General features: G+C 60.7%; 9 protein-coding genes. 6 read left to right on the top strand and 3 right to left on the bottom strand.

The window, feature by feature from the left end; genetic code table 11:
- Positions 1–8: 8 nt before the first annotated feature.
- Positions 9–2,636 carry a DUF4838 domain-containing protein gene (locus K8U03_24890; protein ID MCE9608136.1) on the bottom strand — a complete coding sequence of 876 codons (2,628 nt, stop codon included), beginning with the start codon at positions 2,634–2,636 and terminating at the stop codon, positions 9–11.
- 182 nt (positions 2,637–2,818) lie between these two features.
- On the opposite strand from K8U03_24890, the gene K8U03_24885 reads away from it, so the two are divergent.
- Complete coding sequence (locus tag K8U03_24885; GenBank protein MCE9608135.1) at positions 2,819–3,766, top strand: LysR family transcriptional regulator; 948 nt, start codon at positions 2,819–2,821, stop codon at positions 3,764–3,766.
- On the opposite strand, the gene K8U03_24880 is transcribed toward K8U03_24885, so the two are convergent.
- On the bottom strand, positions 3,763–4,593 hold the full coding sequence (locus tag K8U03_24880) for a prolyl oligopeptidase family serine peptidase (protein ID MCE9608134.1): 831 nt from the start codon (positions 4,591–4,593) through the stop codon (positions 3,763–3,765). The genes K8U03_24885 and K8U03_24880 overlap by 4 nt on opposite strands.
- Before the next feature lie 142 nt (positions 4,594–4,735).
- On the opposite strand from K8U03_24880, the gene K8U03_24875 reads away from it, so the two are divergent.
- From K8U03_24875 to K8U03_24855, 5 genes are all read left to right on the top strand, one after another.
- A complete protein-coding gene (locus K8U03_24875; protein MCE9608133.1) occupies positions 4,736–5,491 on the top strand; it encodes a dienelactone hydrolase family protein in 756 nt (251 codons plus the stop codon).
- Positions 5,492–5,528: 37 nt separating this feature from the next.
- Positions 5,529–7,514 carry a hypothetical protein gene (locus tag K8U03_24870; GenBank protein MCE9608132.1) on the top strand — a complete coding sequence of 662 codons (1,986 nt, stop codon included), beginning with the start codon at positions 5,529–5,531 and terminating at the stop codon, positions 7,512–7,514.
- 133 nt (positions 7,515–7,647) lie between these two features.
- Entirely contained in the window at positions 7,648–9,747 is a 2,100-nt protein-coding gene (locus K8U03_24865) for an acetylxylan esterase (GenBank protein ID MCE9608131.1), read from the top strand.
- A 162-nt stretch (positions 9,748–9,909) separates the two neighbouring features.
- Positions 9,910–13,311, top strand: a complete 3,402-nt coding sequence (locus K8U03_24860) for a right-handed parallel beta-helix repeat-containing protein (protein ID MCE9608130.1) — start codon at positions 9,910–9,912, stop codon at positions 13,309–13,311.
- Positions 13,312–13,376: 65 nt separating this feature from the next.
- Positions 13,377–14,414, top strand: a complete 1,038-nt coding sequence (locus tag K8U03_24855; protein MCE9608129.1) for a glycoside hydrolase — start codon at positions 13,377–13,379, stop codon at positions 14,412–14,414.
- 222 nt (positions 14,415–14,636) lie between these two features.
- On the opposite strand, the gene K8U03_24850 is transcribed toward K8U03_24855, so the two are convergent.
- Positions 14,637–15,176: a hypothetical protein gene (locus tag K8U03_24850; GenBank protein MCE9608128.1), complete on the bottom strand. Its 540-nt coding sequence runs from the start codon at positions 15,174–15,176 to the stop codon at positions 14,637–14,639.
- Between the last annotated feature and the right edge of the window lie 143 nt (positions 15,177–15,319).

The following is a 15,319-nucleotide window of genomic DNA, read 5'->3' as shown; positions in this document are numbered from 1 at the left end:
TTCCCAGCCTACTCGAACACGATCTCGCCGAACACGCTTCTGTCGTCCATGCTCGCATTCCCGAGCGTCGACGACCAGATCGAGCGATCGACCTTGTACGGACGTAGAGGATGGTAACGAGCGATGTTGCCGCGCCAGGTCGTTCCCGCGCTCGGTGGTTGCACGCCGAGGCTCTTGAAAGGAATCGTGATCAAGGCCTCCCAGCGAGCGGCTTTCGCATCGACCCGCGTTTCGTTTCGCCACTCGCCGTTCCAGGTTGGATCGTCTTGCCCGTACCGAGGATCGATCGCATCGGTAATAAAACCGGCCGCGGCATCCCACCGGCTCTTGGCATCCGCGCCGGACATAAATCGATACGCGACGTCGCTCCCGGCTTGCGGCGCAAGGTAGAGATCAATCGCTTCTTGCCCCCGTAGGTCGGTGTCGCGGCCATAGACGGGAAACTCGGTCGCGGCCGCCGGCTCCAAATCGCATTCGGCCCGCAAGTAGAGGTTCGTCTTGTCGTAAAGCAGACGCACCGTCGTCTTGCGCGGCAGCCCGATCAGCGGGGTTACGAGTGTCAACTCATTCGCAGCGGCATCCTTCCAGATCGGGCTATCGAACGTTACCTCCGATTGCGCCGCGGCCACGGTCAGGCGTTTCTTGCCCGGCAGCGGAGCGCTGCGCATCGCCTTCGTGTCCCAGTTGAGGCACGTGCGCGAATAGGGCTCTTGATAGCCGTCGTATTTTAATCGCAGGTGGTGCGCGTCGTGTCCGATGATGGGAAACAAAACCTGTGCCCAGTCGCCGTCGGACTTCGGGCTTCCGCGGTCGCCGTAGAGCGCATCGACCGCGGCGTTGCGTCGGTCGATCGCGTCGAGCAACCGCTCGCGCGACGGCCCGTCCGGTTGCAGCTCGAACGCATGATACAGATGCACCACGCGAGCCAGATTGCGAATCCACTCGAACTCGCGACGGACCAGCGCCAGCCGCGTCTTCACCTTAACCGTATCGGCCGAGCGCTCGGCTTGCGAGAGATCGGCATCGAGCGAGGAAAGGACGTTCGGCGGATAGAGGAACGCGATGAATTGAAACGGATCGGTCACCGACTTCCGGCCGCGCCCTTCGACCGTGCGATAGGTCCAAGCATCGTTCCGCGTGCCGATATGGTCGGAGTAGAGATTGATGGCGTGATAGAGCTGCTCGTAGAACGAGCGCATGCTCGTCGCCGCTTTGCCGAACGCCGCCTCGTAAAACTCGGGCAGCAGCTCTTTCGCGGAGTTCCGCTGCGGGTCGTCGAACATCCGCCCCATCGTGTAATACACGGGCCCTTCCGTGCCGAAGAGGAAGCCGTTGCCGTCGCGATAGATCGAGTCGATTTTGTTCGCGGTGAGCCGTTTGACTTGCGCTTCCACATAGGTCGGCGTGCGCATCGGCGTGTAGCGCGTGGCCAAGTTCGGGCAAGAATTGTAAATGTAACCGTAGAAGCCGGCCGGCACTTCCGCCTTGCGCCACGGCGCGATGTCTTCCTCATTCGTGCCGGTCAACATCACGCGCACGTTGGCGGGAAACTTCGAGTAGGTCTTCGGGGGATTCTCCGTGAGAATATACGACACCAGCGTGACGTATTTCGTCGGGTGCGATTTCAACAGCCGTTCCGCGATGATCCGATCGAAGATCCAAATCTTCTCGCTCCAATCCTTGCCGGTGTCGTAAAGCTTCGCGCACTCCTCGCATTGGCACTCGCGGAAGCCGTCGGGCTGGCCGAGGTCGACCGCCGCGCTCCCTTCATCGAACTGCTTCGCCATGTGCCGGTAAATCAACTCCTGCACGTCGGGATTCGAGAGGCAGTATTGCGCATTTCCGTCGCCGGCCTTCCAACGTTTGCCGCTCAGCAGCGCGAAGTATTCGGGATGCTCGGCGTTGTACTTTGCGGCCGGAATCGCGGTTTCCCAAGTGTGCGCGCCGAACGGTTCGTCGACGCGCGGGAACCGGTTGTGCGCCAAGTCGTAGAAGTTGGCGCTCGCCGGATACGACATGTTGCCGCGCATCACCGGAGTTTTCGCGACATTGAGATCGCCAGGCAAGACGGCAGCCTTAAGCGGCAGATACTCGATCGCCGGCGACTTCACCAAGTCGATGCCGGCCGCGCCGCTGATCGGAGTGCGAACCGGAAGGTCCGGATAGAGAAACCGAACTCCCAGGTACTGCCGCAGAAAATCCACGGCGGCCTTCGCCGTGCCGACGCGATCCCAACCTTCCCCTTGCTTCGTTCTCGGATCGATCGGCAGCGGCGTCGGTTGATCGTGGCCGGCGACGATCACATCGCGTCCGACGACTCTGAGCACATAGCTCCAATCGACGAGCTTTTCGGTGTCGACGCCGTTCTTCAGGGCGAAGTTCGTCGATCCGAGAAAGATCGCCGGCTTCGCGGCGTCGTGCTCCTTCTCGGCGACGATACCGATCTCGACGCCGTTGGCCTTGAACGCCGACTGCACGAGCCTCGCTGTTTGCTTTAAGCAAGCCGCGAACTCCGGGGTCGGCGAGGCATCCGGCAACACGATTTCATAATCGGACTTGCCGTCGCGAAACAACACGACCTCCGCAGCCGTCGCGGGTGCCGCAAGCAGGAGAACGGCGAGGAACGATTTAAGCATGGGACGGGCTCGCGAGTGCGCGGTAGCGGAAGAGGCGGGTAGCGGAGGGCGGGGGAATCGCTCGAGAGCTGCGATTCGCTATGGGCGAGTCTCTGCTGGAACCACGCTCGATACAAGTGTAAATTAGACGACGTTTTCTCGTTACAACCTACAGGTTGAACCTTTATCGCGATCGGCACCCCATGCCACGGCCTCCGGCGAAGCGCCGAACCTACAAGGAACTCACGTTCCAGCAATTGCGCAGCTTCAGCGAAACCGCCCGCTTGGGAAGCCTGGCGGCAGCCGCCCACGCGATCGGGCTCACGCATCCGACGGTGCGCGAACAAGTTCTCGCGCTACAGGCCGAGTTTCGTGTCAAGCTGATCGAACCGCACGGCCGGGGCTGCCATCTCACGCCCGAAGGTCGAATGCTGGCCGAAATGGTCGCGCCGATCATCACGTCAACCGCGTCGTTGCGCAAGCGCTTCGAGGTTGCGCGCGGCGCGGCCGAAGAGCGGCTGGTCGTTGCCGGAACTCCGCGGATCTTTCAGGAAGACCTCCCTGCGGCCGTCGATGCCTTGCTTAAGCTACGGCCGCGGGTTCGCCTCGCGTTCCTCGAACTGCGCGACGGCCAGATCGCGCAAGCGGTCGAGGCGGGCGCCGCCGACTTCGGCCTGACGACGCAACGGATCGCCGATCCCGTAGCGCCGGGAGTCGAACAAGAGCCGGGCTATGAGTTGGAAACGCTATTAGTCACGTCGAAGAAGCACCCGCTTGCGAAAAAACGGAGCGTCGATCCTTCCGACTTGCGCCGGTATTCGCTGATCTCATCGCTGCATACTTTTTCCGACGAGCCCGAAATTACGGAAGTGCTCGACCGAAGCCGTGTATTCGACGGCCCGGCGCCGCACGTCGAACCGGTGCTCGCGGCGACGATTCGGACTTATGTCGAGCGCAACCACGGCATCGCGCTGCTCTACGGTCGCCTGCCGCGCGGCCGAACCACCACCTTGCACGAACGCTCGATGAGTCGCTACTTCGGCCGCGTGCCCGTGCGCTTTTTCATTCGCGTGGGAACGGCGAACGAAGAACTCGCGCGCACGTTCGCCGGCATCATTAAGAAGTGCAACCCAAGCAAATCGCGCTCTTAAGGGGCTGCGCCGGCCTTCGCCTGGCGGATGGCGAAGTCGATCAGTTCGCGACAACGAAAGAAGCCTTCCCAGTAATTGTGCCCCTGCCCTGCGGCCACGATCAACTGCACGCTTTCCGCAGCGCCGGCTTGCTTGTAGCGCTCGGCTAGCACTGCCGAGTTTTTTTCCAGCGGCACCACCTTGTCCACATCGCCGTGGATGATGCAGACGGGAATCTTCGACTTCGCCAGCACGTCGAGCTTCGCGATCGGGTTGTGCTCCGCCAGCTGCGACTTCAATTGTTCGACAGTCAACTCATACGCCGGTGCCGCTCGTGCTAGGCCCGGATAGGTTTGTAGATCGAACACCGGATAGATGCCCGCGAGGCCGGCGACTTTGCTGCCGTTTTCGCTCGCCCAACTACTAACGAACAAGCCGCCGCGACTGCGACCCAACAGACAAACCCTCTTCGCGAAGCCACGCTTTTCGGTCAGTTCATCGTACATCGCCGACATCGACTTCCGCCCGCGAGGACTACCGTACGCCTCTCCGGCATCGATGCCGGCCACGGCCACGCCCGCGGCGAGAAATTGCTCGTGCATCCATTTCTCGTGAGTGTCGGGCAGGCCCGGCAACGTCGGCGCGTACATGATCCACGGCTGCGGCTGCTTTCGATTCTCGGCAGCCGGCCACAGGATGAACGCCGGCCGACCGTCGACGAGAAACGACTCGCCCGGCAAGATCAGGCTCTTCACCGGAGCCGCAGGTTCGGTTGCCTCGACGTGCCGAACCGGCGTCGAAAGCGAAAGAAGCGCCAAGCACGAGAGTAAGAGAACGGTTCGTCGCATGGCGGCGTGATCCTTGCAGCAGGAGAAGGAAGTCGTCGGGGCGATTGTAGCCGGTCGGAGTTGCAGAGGGGAATCTTTCCTCGCGCCGACTCCGCGGCTAGAATCGGACCCGGCATTCCGCACGCAACCCTCCGGTGATCCGATGAAAAACAGTCTGCTCGTCGCTACGGCGATTTTGTTTTCGACCGTTACCGTCCGTTCGTTTGCCGAGGAACCGTCGGCTCGGCAAAGCGCCGCCAAGTTGGATGTGCAGGTGAAAGTGCAGATGGACTACCTGCTCTATCTGCCGAAAGAGTACGACAAGCAGAAGGCGTGGCCGGTCGTGTTGTTCTTACATGGCGCAGGGGAACGTGGGGCCGATCTCGAAATGGTGAAGAAGCACGGCCCGCCGAAGTTGATCGCCGCCGGCAAAGACTTCCCGTTCATCGTCGTCTCGCCGCAATGCCCGAAGGGAATGTTGTGGGAACCGATCGAGCTGATGGCTTTGCTCGACGACATCGAAAGCAAGTACCACGTCGATCCCGACCGCGTATACGTGACCGGCCTAAGCATGGGAGGCTTCGGCTCTTGGCGGCTGGCGGCTTACAAGCCGAGCCGGTTCGCTGCGATCGCGCCGATCTGCGGCGGCGGCGAAACCTATTGGGCCAAGCAGATCGTGCAGATTCCGACCTGGGCTTTTCACGGCGCGAAGGATACCGCGGTTTCGCTCGAGCGCTCGCAGCAGATGATCGACGCGCTCAAGAAAGTCGGTGGAGAACCGAAGCTGACGATCTATCCCGACGCCGCACACGACTCTTGGACCATGACGTACGACGATCCGAAGTTCTACGAATGGCTTCTTGCGCAAAAGCTGAGCGATCAGAAACCGGTCGCCCCGAAGCCGAGCGAGAAGAAGTAGACGGTTCCGAGTTCCACACTCTCAGAGATGGTGCTGGATGCCGATCGTAAAACTCGGACTTGTCTTCGGCTTGCTCATCGTGGCTTCGCCGACATCGGCCGCGGAGATGAAGCTCACGATCCGTTCGGATTACCCGGGCGGCAACGTAATCGTCGTGAAAAACGAAGCCGGCGCCGTGCAAGTCGTGCCTGATCTGCGCGGCGGGCTGCCGTGGTTCTATTGGAACTTCGAAGCCTCGGCTTCGCAGCCGGGGCGCGTCACGTTCTCGTTCGTAGGGACGCAACAGATCGGCGTTCGAGGGCCTGCTTATAGCGTCGACGAAGGAAAGTCGTGGCGCTGGCTCGGGGCCGAGCAGGTCGTCTACGCACCGCTTACCGGCGTGCCGGCGCAAGACAAACGGGAGACCTTTACTTACGACTTCACTGCCGAACATCCGAAAGTCCGCTTCGCCGTCGCCATTCCTTATCTCCCGGACGACTTAAAGACGTTTCTCGCCAAGCACGCGAGCAACCCGAATCTGAAGCAACAATTTCTCACGAAGACGCGCAACGGCACTCCCGTCGAGCTGCTTCAAATCGGCGAAGCCGGCGCGATGCGCAGCGCCCTGCTCGTCACGGCGCGGCACCATGCTTGTGAGTCGATGGCAAGCTATGTCCTCGAAGGTTTCCTGCAAGAAGCGATGTCGGACTCGCCGGCCGGCATTGAGTTTCGTAAGCGTTACGTTCTGTTCGCCGTGCCGCTGGTCGATCGCGACGGCGTGCAAGCCGGCGATCAGGGAAAGAACCGTCCGCCGCACGACCACAATCGCGATTACGGCCCGCTGCCGATCTATCCCGAGATTCAAGCGATTCAAGAGTTGGGCGCAGCGCAGCAAGTGAAGTATGCGCTCGATTTTCATTGCCCTGCGCTTCGGGGGGACATTCATGAAGCGTTTCACTTTCTCGGGCTCGGCGTGCCGCGCGTAAAAGAGAATCTCGACGAGTACATCGCCTGGATCAAAGAAGAGCGGCCGCAAGCGGTAATGACGCCGCTCAACTTATTGACCGATCCGCAGAAGCCGAACGCCGTGAATCCGAAGATGAACTCGCATCACTTCGCGCTACGCGACGGGGCGGTGATCGCGGCGACGCTTGAAGTCCCTTATACGCAGCCGGAGCCTGCGCTAGATCCCGCGATGGCACGGAGCTACGGTGCCGGAATGCTGCGGGCCTGGACGCGCACGAAGTTCATCGTCGATGATGCCGCAAGCGCTCGCGGCGCGGCCGGCAACGCCGAGCTCCTCGCGTATCGCACCACTTTCGGCAAGCTTTATCGAAGCAAGCCCGACGAAGCCGAAGCGGCCGCGCGAGCATACCTCGAAAAAGAATCGTTGCCGGTCTACCGCGTCGAAGCGAATAGCCAATTGGCACTGCTCCGCTGGACTCAACGACGCTATGCGGAAGCCTTGGAGTTCGCAGCTACGGCGGCGAACGATCCGCAGGCCACGATGTATCAGCGGAGCGCGGCCGGGGTCTTGCGATTGCAGATCATGGCCGACGATCCACGCTCGACGAGCGAGCAAATCGAAAGCGAGCTACGGTCGTTTCTCCAATTGCCGTATCCCGCGAAAGACCGCCAGGCGAAGGCTTTCGAGAGCGCGGTCCAGTTTTTTACATCCAAGCAAAGCTACGAGCGGGCCATCGAACTTGCCCACCAACAAGCGACGGTCGCCGCGCCCTATGAAACGGGGAAGGTCATGAACCGGATCGCCTCGCTTTACGATCTAGCGAAGCGGCCGGCGGAAGCCATCGTAGTGCGGCGCGAAGCGGTCGAGCTGTTGCGTAAGCGGCTCGGGCCGGTGCCGCAGCGGAGCATCTTCGCGGCGATGATGACTTTGGATTTGTTCGACGCGGTGTGCGGCATTCCCACTTCGACGTTGGCGGAGAAGCAAGCCGCCGCGAAGCTCGTGCTCGACCATGAAGTGGTCGCGGCGATGTATAAGGACAAGGTCCGTAAGACTCTCGCCGAGCTTGAGAAGCAGTGAAGTAGAGACGCGGCCGCGCTGCCCACGGACGCGAGGTGAATCCTGTTGCATTCGCGTTACGGCTAGGTTCTCATGCTACGGCGTATGTTCGACTACCGTCGACGCCCAAGACCGAGCACCTGTGAACCCCATCATGACGCCTGTCCCGCTCCGTATCGGTCGACGTGAGATGCTGTCTGCGGCCGGCATAGGACTGTTGGGGGCTCCGCTATTTCAGGCCGCTTCGCACGGCCGCCTCGCAGCCGCAGAGCCGAAGGAAGTAAATGCTCCCAAGCCGGCGATCGAGCCGCTGAATCGCTTTCCGCGGATGATGCAGGAATGGCTCGTGCGGCAAGTGCGCGAGATCGAAGCCGCGGGAGACGCGCGTCGCGCCGCTTTGAAAACCCGCGCCGATGCCGAAGCCTACGTGCTGTCGGTGCGCGAACGGTTGCGCAACTGCTTCGGGCCCGCTCCGGAAAAGACGCCGCTGCTCCCACGCACGACCGGCGTCGTCGAGCGCGAGCGTTATCGCATCGAAAAGATCATCTTCGAGAGCCGCCCGGGCCTGCAAGTCGCCAGCAATTTATATCTGCCGAAGAATCGCTCGGGCCCGCTCCCCGCAGTGGTCGTCGCGTGCGGTCATTCCGAGAACAGCAAGAGCGCCATAGCGGAATATTCGATCGTGCAGGGGTTCGTGTTGCAAGGCTATGCCGTGCTCATCTACGACCCTACCGGTCAAGGAGAGCGCTACCAATACTTGAACGACGGCATCGGCTCGCGCTACAAATACTCGACCTTCGAGCATGCGCAAACTTGCAACCAGCAGGTACTCGTCGGCGAGTCCGGCAGCGCGTGGTTTGCTTGGGACGGCATTCGCGCGCTCGACTACCTTCTCTCGCGCCCCGAGATCGATCCGCAGCGGGTCGGCATCACCGGCAATTCCGGCGGCGGCATGGAGACCGCCTATCTTTGCGCTTTAGAGCCACGCTTCACGATGGCGGCGCCGTCGGGTTGGATTACGACGCTCCGTCGGAATGCGGAGAACGAACTGACGCAAGACACCGAGCAATGCCTGCGGCGCGTACTTGCGCTCGGCCTCGATCAGAGCGACATGCTCGCGGCGTTCGCGCCGAAGCCGATCGTCATCCAAACGCAAGAAAAAGACTTCTTCGATATCCGCGGCAGCCAAGAGACGTTTGCGCGTCTGAAGCATTTGTATGCGTTGCTCGGCAAGCCGAACGACATTCATCTGAAGACCGGGCCGCACACGCATTCGTATCCGAAGGCGAATCGAGAAGTAACGTACCGCGTGTTCAACGCCGCGGCCGGCGTTACCGGTTCATCGGAAGAACCGCCGATCATGGTCGAACAGGATGAGACGTTGTGGTGTACGCCGCGCGGTCAAGTTCTATATGAGAACTCGCGCACCGTGTTTTCGTTTACGCGCGAACGAAGCGCAAGCCTCAAGAAAACGCGACCGAAGCTCGACGACGAAGCCCTGCGCAACGCGGCGCGCGCGCTGCTGAAAATGCCGGAAGTCGACGGCATGCCCGACTATTCGATCCTGCGCAGCGCCGGAAAGAACCGCTATTCGACGAAGAACTATTGCACGTATGCCGTGACGACGGAGCCCGGCATACAAGCCATCGTCACGCGCTTGACCGCAGAGCCGCACGTGGCCCGCCCGCCGCGCGGCGCGAAGCGAGCCTTGTTGTATGTCGCCCATCTTTCGGCCGACGCCGAAATGCGCAAAGAGCCGTTGTTCGCGGAGTTGCTGAACGCTGAGAAAGATGCGGCGATCTACGGGTGCGACGTGCGCGGTATCGGAGAGTCGCGCGCCGATATCGGCGGCCCGCGCGATCGGACGTATGCATTCGACGCCGATTACTTTTACGCCGCCAACGGCATCATGCTCGACAAGCCGTACCTGGGCCAAAAGACGTTCGATGTGCTGCGTGTGCTCGGCTGGCTCCAAGATCAAGGGCACACGGAAATCCATTTGGCAGCAAAGGGCTGGGGCGCGCTGGCCGGCGTCTTCGCGGCGTTATTGAGCCCGGCAGTGGTGCAAACGACGCTGAAAAACTCGTTGCGGTCGTTTGCCGAAGTGGCTGAGACGGAAGACTATCGCTGGCCTTACCACACGCTATTGCCGGATGTGCTGCTGCATTTCGATTTACCGGATTGCTATCAAGCGCTTGCCGGAAAACAATTAAAACTGTTAGAACCTTGGGGCGCCGGCGACGGCCTCGGCTGATCGCCGCCGGTTCCCAAGCTGCTACGAATCCCCGCCCGCATCACCCCCCACACTACACACACTCCGCTTGCTCCCGCCTGCTGTCTGCTTCGACATGCGACGATCGTGATCGTTGCTTCGTGTCTTGATACACCTGCCGCCTATTCCGGTGAGACCTTCATGATGAAGATTTTTCAATCGTTCCGTTGTTGCGCCCTGATCGCTCTCTTAACGATGGCGAGTGCGCAAGCGAACGCCGCCGAGCTATTCGTCAACAAGCAAGGCAACGACGCCCACGCGGGCACATCGCGCGACGCGGCATTTCTCACTGTGCAGAAGGGAGTCGCGGCGTTGCAACCCGGCGACACCTTGAGCATCGGCCCGGGCGAGTATACGGAGTCGATCGAACGAAAGAATCTCGGCAGCGCGGACAAAGAGACCGTGATTCGTGCCGAGATCTCCGGCACGGTGCTGCTCCGGGGCGATGTGCCCGCACCGAAGTTCCGCGCGGTGCCCGGCAAGCAGTTCGTCTACGTCGCCGACTTCGACTTCAAGGGAGAAGTTCCGGTCGTCAACGAAATCGACACGCTGTCGATCTTGAATCGGATGCCGAACAGCACTGAGTTGGAATTCATTCCCGGCACGTTCTTTCACGACATCGCCGGCGGCAAGCTCTACGTTTCGACGTCGGACATGAAGCCGATCGAGACGCATCGCTATAGCGTGGCGATCAATCCCAACAACGGCATCTACTTGGTCGGCGCGAAGCGCGTCGTGATCGAGGGAATCACCGTGACGGGCTTCAGCTCGATGAAAGTCATTCACTACACCATGGGAACGGCCGGCAGCGTGTGGGGCATGTTCCTGCTGTCGGGCCACCAATGTACGATCCGCGATTGCCGAGCGTATTTGAACGGCTGGGGCATCGGCATGAATTCCGGTGAGCCGGGCAGCGGCGAAAACGTCGTCGAGCGTTGCACGGCTTGGGGAAACAATTCCGCGTTCGCTTTCGGCGACATGGGCGGGATCTCGATCTTCGGCGCTCGACGCGACACGATCCGGGATTCAACGGCGTTTCTCAACGGCATGTACGGCATCAACATTTACGGCACCGGCGGCGCACCGCCGGGAGCCGACGACGGCGGAAACGTGCCCGAGAAGATGAGCCGCCTGACGAACAATCTCGCGTGGGGGAATCAAACGGCCGACTTCAAGATCAAGACCGGCTACGAATACTTTCATGTCGTCGAGAACTGCACGACGAGGGGGAACGTCCACTCGACGAATCTGCTACGCAGCATCGTGGGCCGTTCGGCTCACGTCGAGCATCCGTCGACCGACTACATCATCTTGGAAAAAGAGACCGAGCTCGAGCCGCGCAACGAGTTCGCCGACCCTGACAATTACGACTATCGCCTGCAAGCGACCTCGCGCTTCCGCAAGACCGGCCCTAAGGGAGTAGATCGAGGCCCGGTGCAGTATGCCGAGAACATCTTCTACGTGAAGCCTACCGGCGACGACGGAGCCGACGGGCTCTCGATCGGTAAAGCGTGGAAGACCATCGCGCGTGCCGTAAAGACTCTCGAACCGGGCGACACGCTCTACCTAGAGCCGGGCACCTACGCCGGCGGCTTCGAGCTGCAAGCCTCGGGAAGTGCGAAAGCTCCGATCATCGTGCGCGGGCGCGGCACCGGCGCGGCCGTCGTCGAAGGTGCGGTTCGCATCAAGGGGGCCAGTTCGTTGCAATTCGCGCGAGTTCGCTTTGCCGATCAGGTGCAACTGGAAAACGGCAGCGCGATCGGGTTTCAGCAATGCGTGTTCTCGGCGAAGAACACTGCGATTCAAGCGGCGAACGTTCGGGCGCTGACCGTGAGTCACTGTACGTTCACCGGCTTTCAACAAGCCGCGCTGGATCTCGCTCGTTGTTCCGGAGTGCAGCTCAGCGGCAATCTCTACGACAACGCGCAGTCGCCGGCGATTAAGCTCGCCGGGGCCGATTCCGTGGCCTATTCGAACTACAACAGCTACGCCGGTGCAGCGGCCGCGTGGGAAGTCGACGGCGCGAAGCGAAGCCTGACGGATCTGCACAAGAGCTACGATCAGAAGTCGCAAGAGCTCGCGCCGCAATTCGCCATGGTCGACGGGGTCGCTGCTTTGAAGAACCCCGAGTTGTTTACCGCCGGCGGGCCGCTCGGCAAAGCGATCGGGCCTTATCGCGACGAGGCCTATCGCCGCGAGCTGCAACTGGTCAACAAGCCGAAGCTGCACTCCGTGAGTGCGACGACGGCCAACCTCGAATGGACGACTTCGCTCCCCGCGACTTGCGAATTCGCCTGGGGCGAGACTCCCGCCTGCGAGAAGAAAGGGCTGTACGACGTCAACTGCTTCGGCACCTATAGCTTCACCGGCCTAACGCCGGGCCGGAAGTATTACTTTCGCATGAAGAAGCTCTCGATCCCGACGGAAATGGTCGCGAAGTACGACGCCCAGCCGGTCGCGCTCGCCGACGATCTGCTCGAATTCACCACGGCCGCGCAAGACGCCCCCCCGGCGACCTACTACGTCGCCGGCGACGGCGACGATGCGCGAACCGGCCTGTCGCGCGAGCAAGCGTGGAAGACGATCCGCCGTGCGTCGGAGAAGGTCAACGTCGGGGATACCGTCATGATCGCCGGCGGCAAATACTCGGAGCGGGTCCGCATGCGCGCTACCGGCGCGAAGGGAGCCCCGATCACGTTCCGCTCGATTCCCGGAGAACGGGTCGAGCTCGATGGGGCTCAGCAGGCTCTCAACAACGCTTTCGTCGTCGGCCGAAAAAGCTATCTTCGCTTCGACGGCTTCTACCTCGCCAATTTCAATATGTTCCCCGATAGCCGTTGGCCGCTCGGGAAAGGGGCCGAGTTTCATCTCTATGAAGGGAGCGATATCGAAATCAGCCGCTGCCTCTCCGACGGTCGCGGCGGCTACTCGGCCGAATCGGTCGACGCTTACTTCACCGAGAACCTCACCATCACCAACTGCGTAAATACGAACAAGATGGGGGGAGCGATCTACATCTATCGTTGCCCCAACTTCGTCGCTCGCAACAATGTGTTCGCCGCGCCGATGATCTTCGCCATGGTGTTGCGCAACACGAAGACGCAGCCTTCGACGATGGACAACAATATCTTCACCGACATGTTCGACAAGAAGGCCCGGCTGAATCTCGGCTTGCTCTGCGTCGACGGCGAGATCGAGGCGTTTCGGCAGCACAACAATTGTTATCTGCTCCGCGATATCTTCCCGCTCAGCGAAAGAGCGTTGGTGAGAGACTTCCCGGTCGCTAAGCTCGGCAAGCACATCATCGATCCGCTCTTCGCCGACCCGCTCTTCGCCGGCGATCCCGGGCCGGCTCCCAATGCGAAAGTTAAACCCGGTTTCGCGCCCGATCGGCTGATGGACGCCGCCGTGAAGGTCGACTTCAATACGTTCTTCGCCACGAACCCGGAACTCTTGAAGCGCGACATCGGCCTGCAACCGGACGCCTTCAAGGAATTCCGCTTCCAAGTAAGCACGCCGGTGAAGACGCAGGCAAAGGCGAAGTAACCGCGCCCGCCGCCGCTCACTATCGCCACCGCACTCTCCCATACGCCCGCCTGGAGCTATGTATGATGTCGCACACCCGACTTGCCGCCGCGATCGGTTTCGTTTTCGCGTCGCTGTTCGCGCCTACCGGCATCAGCCATGCCGCCGATGACGACAAGCCGATCACGATCATCGATAAAACGGTCGGCGGACACGTTCATCCTTCGATCTGCCGAACGAAAGACGGCACGTTAGTCGTCGTCTTCAAAGGGGCGAACGTCCTGATGTGTTCGCGCTCGACCGACGGCGGAACGACCTGGACGACGGCCGAGCCGATTGCGACTTCGGCCAAACGGCCCGACGCGATTCGCGAAGTCAAGGTCTTCGAGATCTATCCCGGCACGGCCGACGTCCTGCCCGACGATCGTATTCTCGTCACCTGGAACTACATCGCCGACGACAAGAAGAAAGACAACTACTACGAACGGGCCCTCCTCTACTCGCTCAGCTCCGACAAAGGGGTCACTTGGACCGAGCAAACGCTGATCGGCCCGGTCGATGGTACGCATCTCGGCGCAGTGCGGCACAACGTGCTGCCGATGGACGGCGGGCGTTGGCTCTTGCCGCTCCGCGTAGGACCGCCCCGCTTGTATGACCCGAAGTCGGGCGCGTTGACCGTCTTTCCGGTTGCGGTTGCCGGCGGCAAGCAACATGCGTTTAGGCAGATCGTGCGCACGGCCGCCGGCTCCCTCTTGGCGATGGGCCCGGTGTTGCTTCGCTCGCAGGACGACGGCAAGACCTGGACCTCGATCGAAAACTTCGCGGCCCTCCCCGAGGGAGACACCGAGGAAGGCCGATACCTGACGGTCGTGAAAGACGGCCGGCTGCTCGTCACCTGGGGCGTCGGTAACGACAACAAAGGGCTGCGCTACAACTTCTCCGCCGACGACGGCCTCACCTGGAACGGCGACCGCACGGTCACACTGCTGCCGGAAACGAACGTCGCCGCGCGCTACTACTCCGCCCGCACGATCCAACTCGATCCCGACCACGTCGGCACGGTGTTCATGAACCGCCAAGGGGTTCATTTCCTGATGGTGCCGCTCGCTCGGATTGCGAAGTAGCGCTGCGGTAGTGCCCTAATTTGAAGTCTGCCACGTGCGGTTGCGCTGCATGATCGCGCGCGGAAAGAGCCGCAGCAGGTAAGGGTTGCGAAAAGTTCGCAAACGGTATGGATTGGTACTCTTACATTCCGGATAAAATGGCTGCCGCATGGCTGAACATGCCCTTAACGTCGCGAGTTGAAGCATTCATCGTTTGCAACTCAGCAAGTCGAGGTGGAGCGATCACGCCGACAATGCTTCGGTATAAAGTTTGTTGAGCCAAACCGAAATACACGCAACCGAGTCAATGAAATTTTCACGGGCCATAACTGGTCCGGTCGCTTGATCAAAGATTCGCTTTGTTTGTTGGCTTAAATCTCGCAGTGATCGAAGCTCGGGCGCGAGCGTAGTTACGAAAGTATGTACTAGATCGTCGCTGAGTTCGCCCGAGCCGGAGAAATGCGCCATGAAGTTGCGCACGTCTTTGAGATATTGGATCGACTGATATAGTTCGCAACTAATCAAACCGATTGCCAAACAAAGCCCGGACTTTGCTTTTAGATCAACGGAAAACTGACGTATTACATTGGAAACGGCATCGCGATCGCCACCCTTACTCGCCATCTTCACAAGGCTGAAAAGCAGGACCTCGCCTAACTGATCGTCGATATATTCGGCGGCAACTAGAGCACAGCCACGATCACTCTCGGCATTTAACGCATCGAGAATCGGAGGCTTAGCGTGGTTCGTCTCCTTCGACTTGATAAAGCTGCGGCTATCCACGACATGCGCTCCATATAGGCCGCAACCTCTAGCGGTCTTTCTCTAACCGCCTTGCTGCCGCAAGCCGCATCTTACGCGACCAGCTCGAATTCTTACCTCGCGCAGCGCGATCCAGCAACCCTAATTCGTCCTGCGATATCCGG

It is taken from the genome of Planctomycetia bacterium, from assembly GCA_021413845.1.
Taxonomy (GTDB): domain Bacteria; phylum Planctomycetota; class Planctomycetia; order Pirellulales; family PNKZ01; genus PNKZ01.
This window is presented reverse-complemented; position numbering and strand designations above follow the sequence as displayed.

Excerpts from the sequence above, each read along its gene's own strand:
- K8U03_24890 (MCE9608136.1), bottom strand. The coding sequence starts at position 2,636 with ATGCTTAAATCGTTCCTCGCCGTTCTCCTGCTTGCGGCACCCGCGACG.
- K8U03_24885 (MCE9608135.1), top strand. The coding sequence starts at position 2,819 with ATGCCACGGCCTCCGGCGAAGCGCCGAACCTACAAGGAACTCACGTTC.
- K8U03_24880 (MCE9608134.1), bottom strand. The coding sequence starts at position 4,593 with ATGCGACGAACCGTTCTCTTACTCTCGTGCTTGGCGCTTCTTTCGCTT.
- K8U03_24875 (MCE9608133.1), top strand. The coding sequence starts at position 4,736 with ATGAAAAACAGTCTGCTCGTCGCTACGGCGATTTTGTTTTCGACCGTT.
- K8U03_24870 (MCE9608132.1), top strand. The coding sequence starts at position 5,529 with ATGCCGATCGTAAAACTCGGACTTGTCTTCGGCTTGCTCATCGTGGCT.
- K8U03_24865 (MCE9608131.1), top strand. The coding sequence starts at position 7,648 with ATGACGCCTGTCCCGCTCCGTATCGGTCGACGTGAGATGCTGTCTGCG.
- K8U03_24860 (MCE9608130.1), top strand. The coding sequence starts at position 9,910 with ATGAAGATTTTTCAATCGTTCCGTTGTTGCGCCCTGATCGCTCTCTTA.
- K8U03_24855 (MCE9608129.1), top strand. The coding sequence starts at position 13,377 with ATGTCGCACACCCGACTTGCCGCCGCGATCGGTTTCGTTTTCGCGTCG.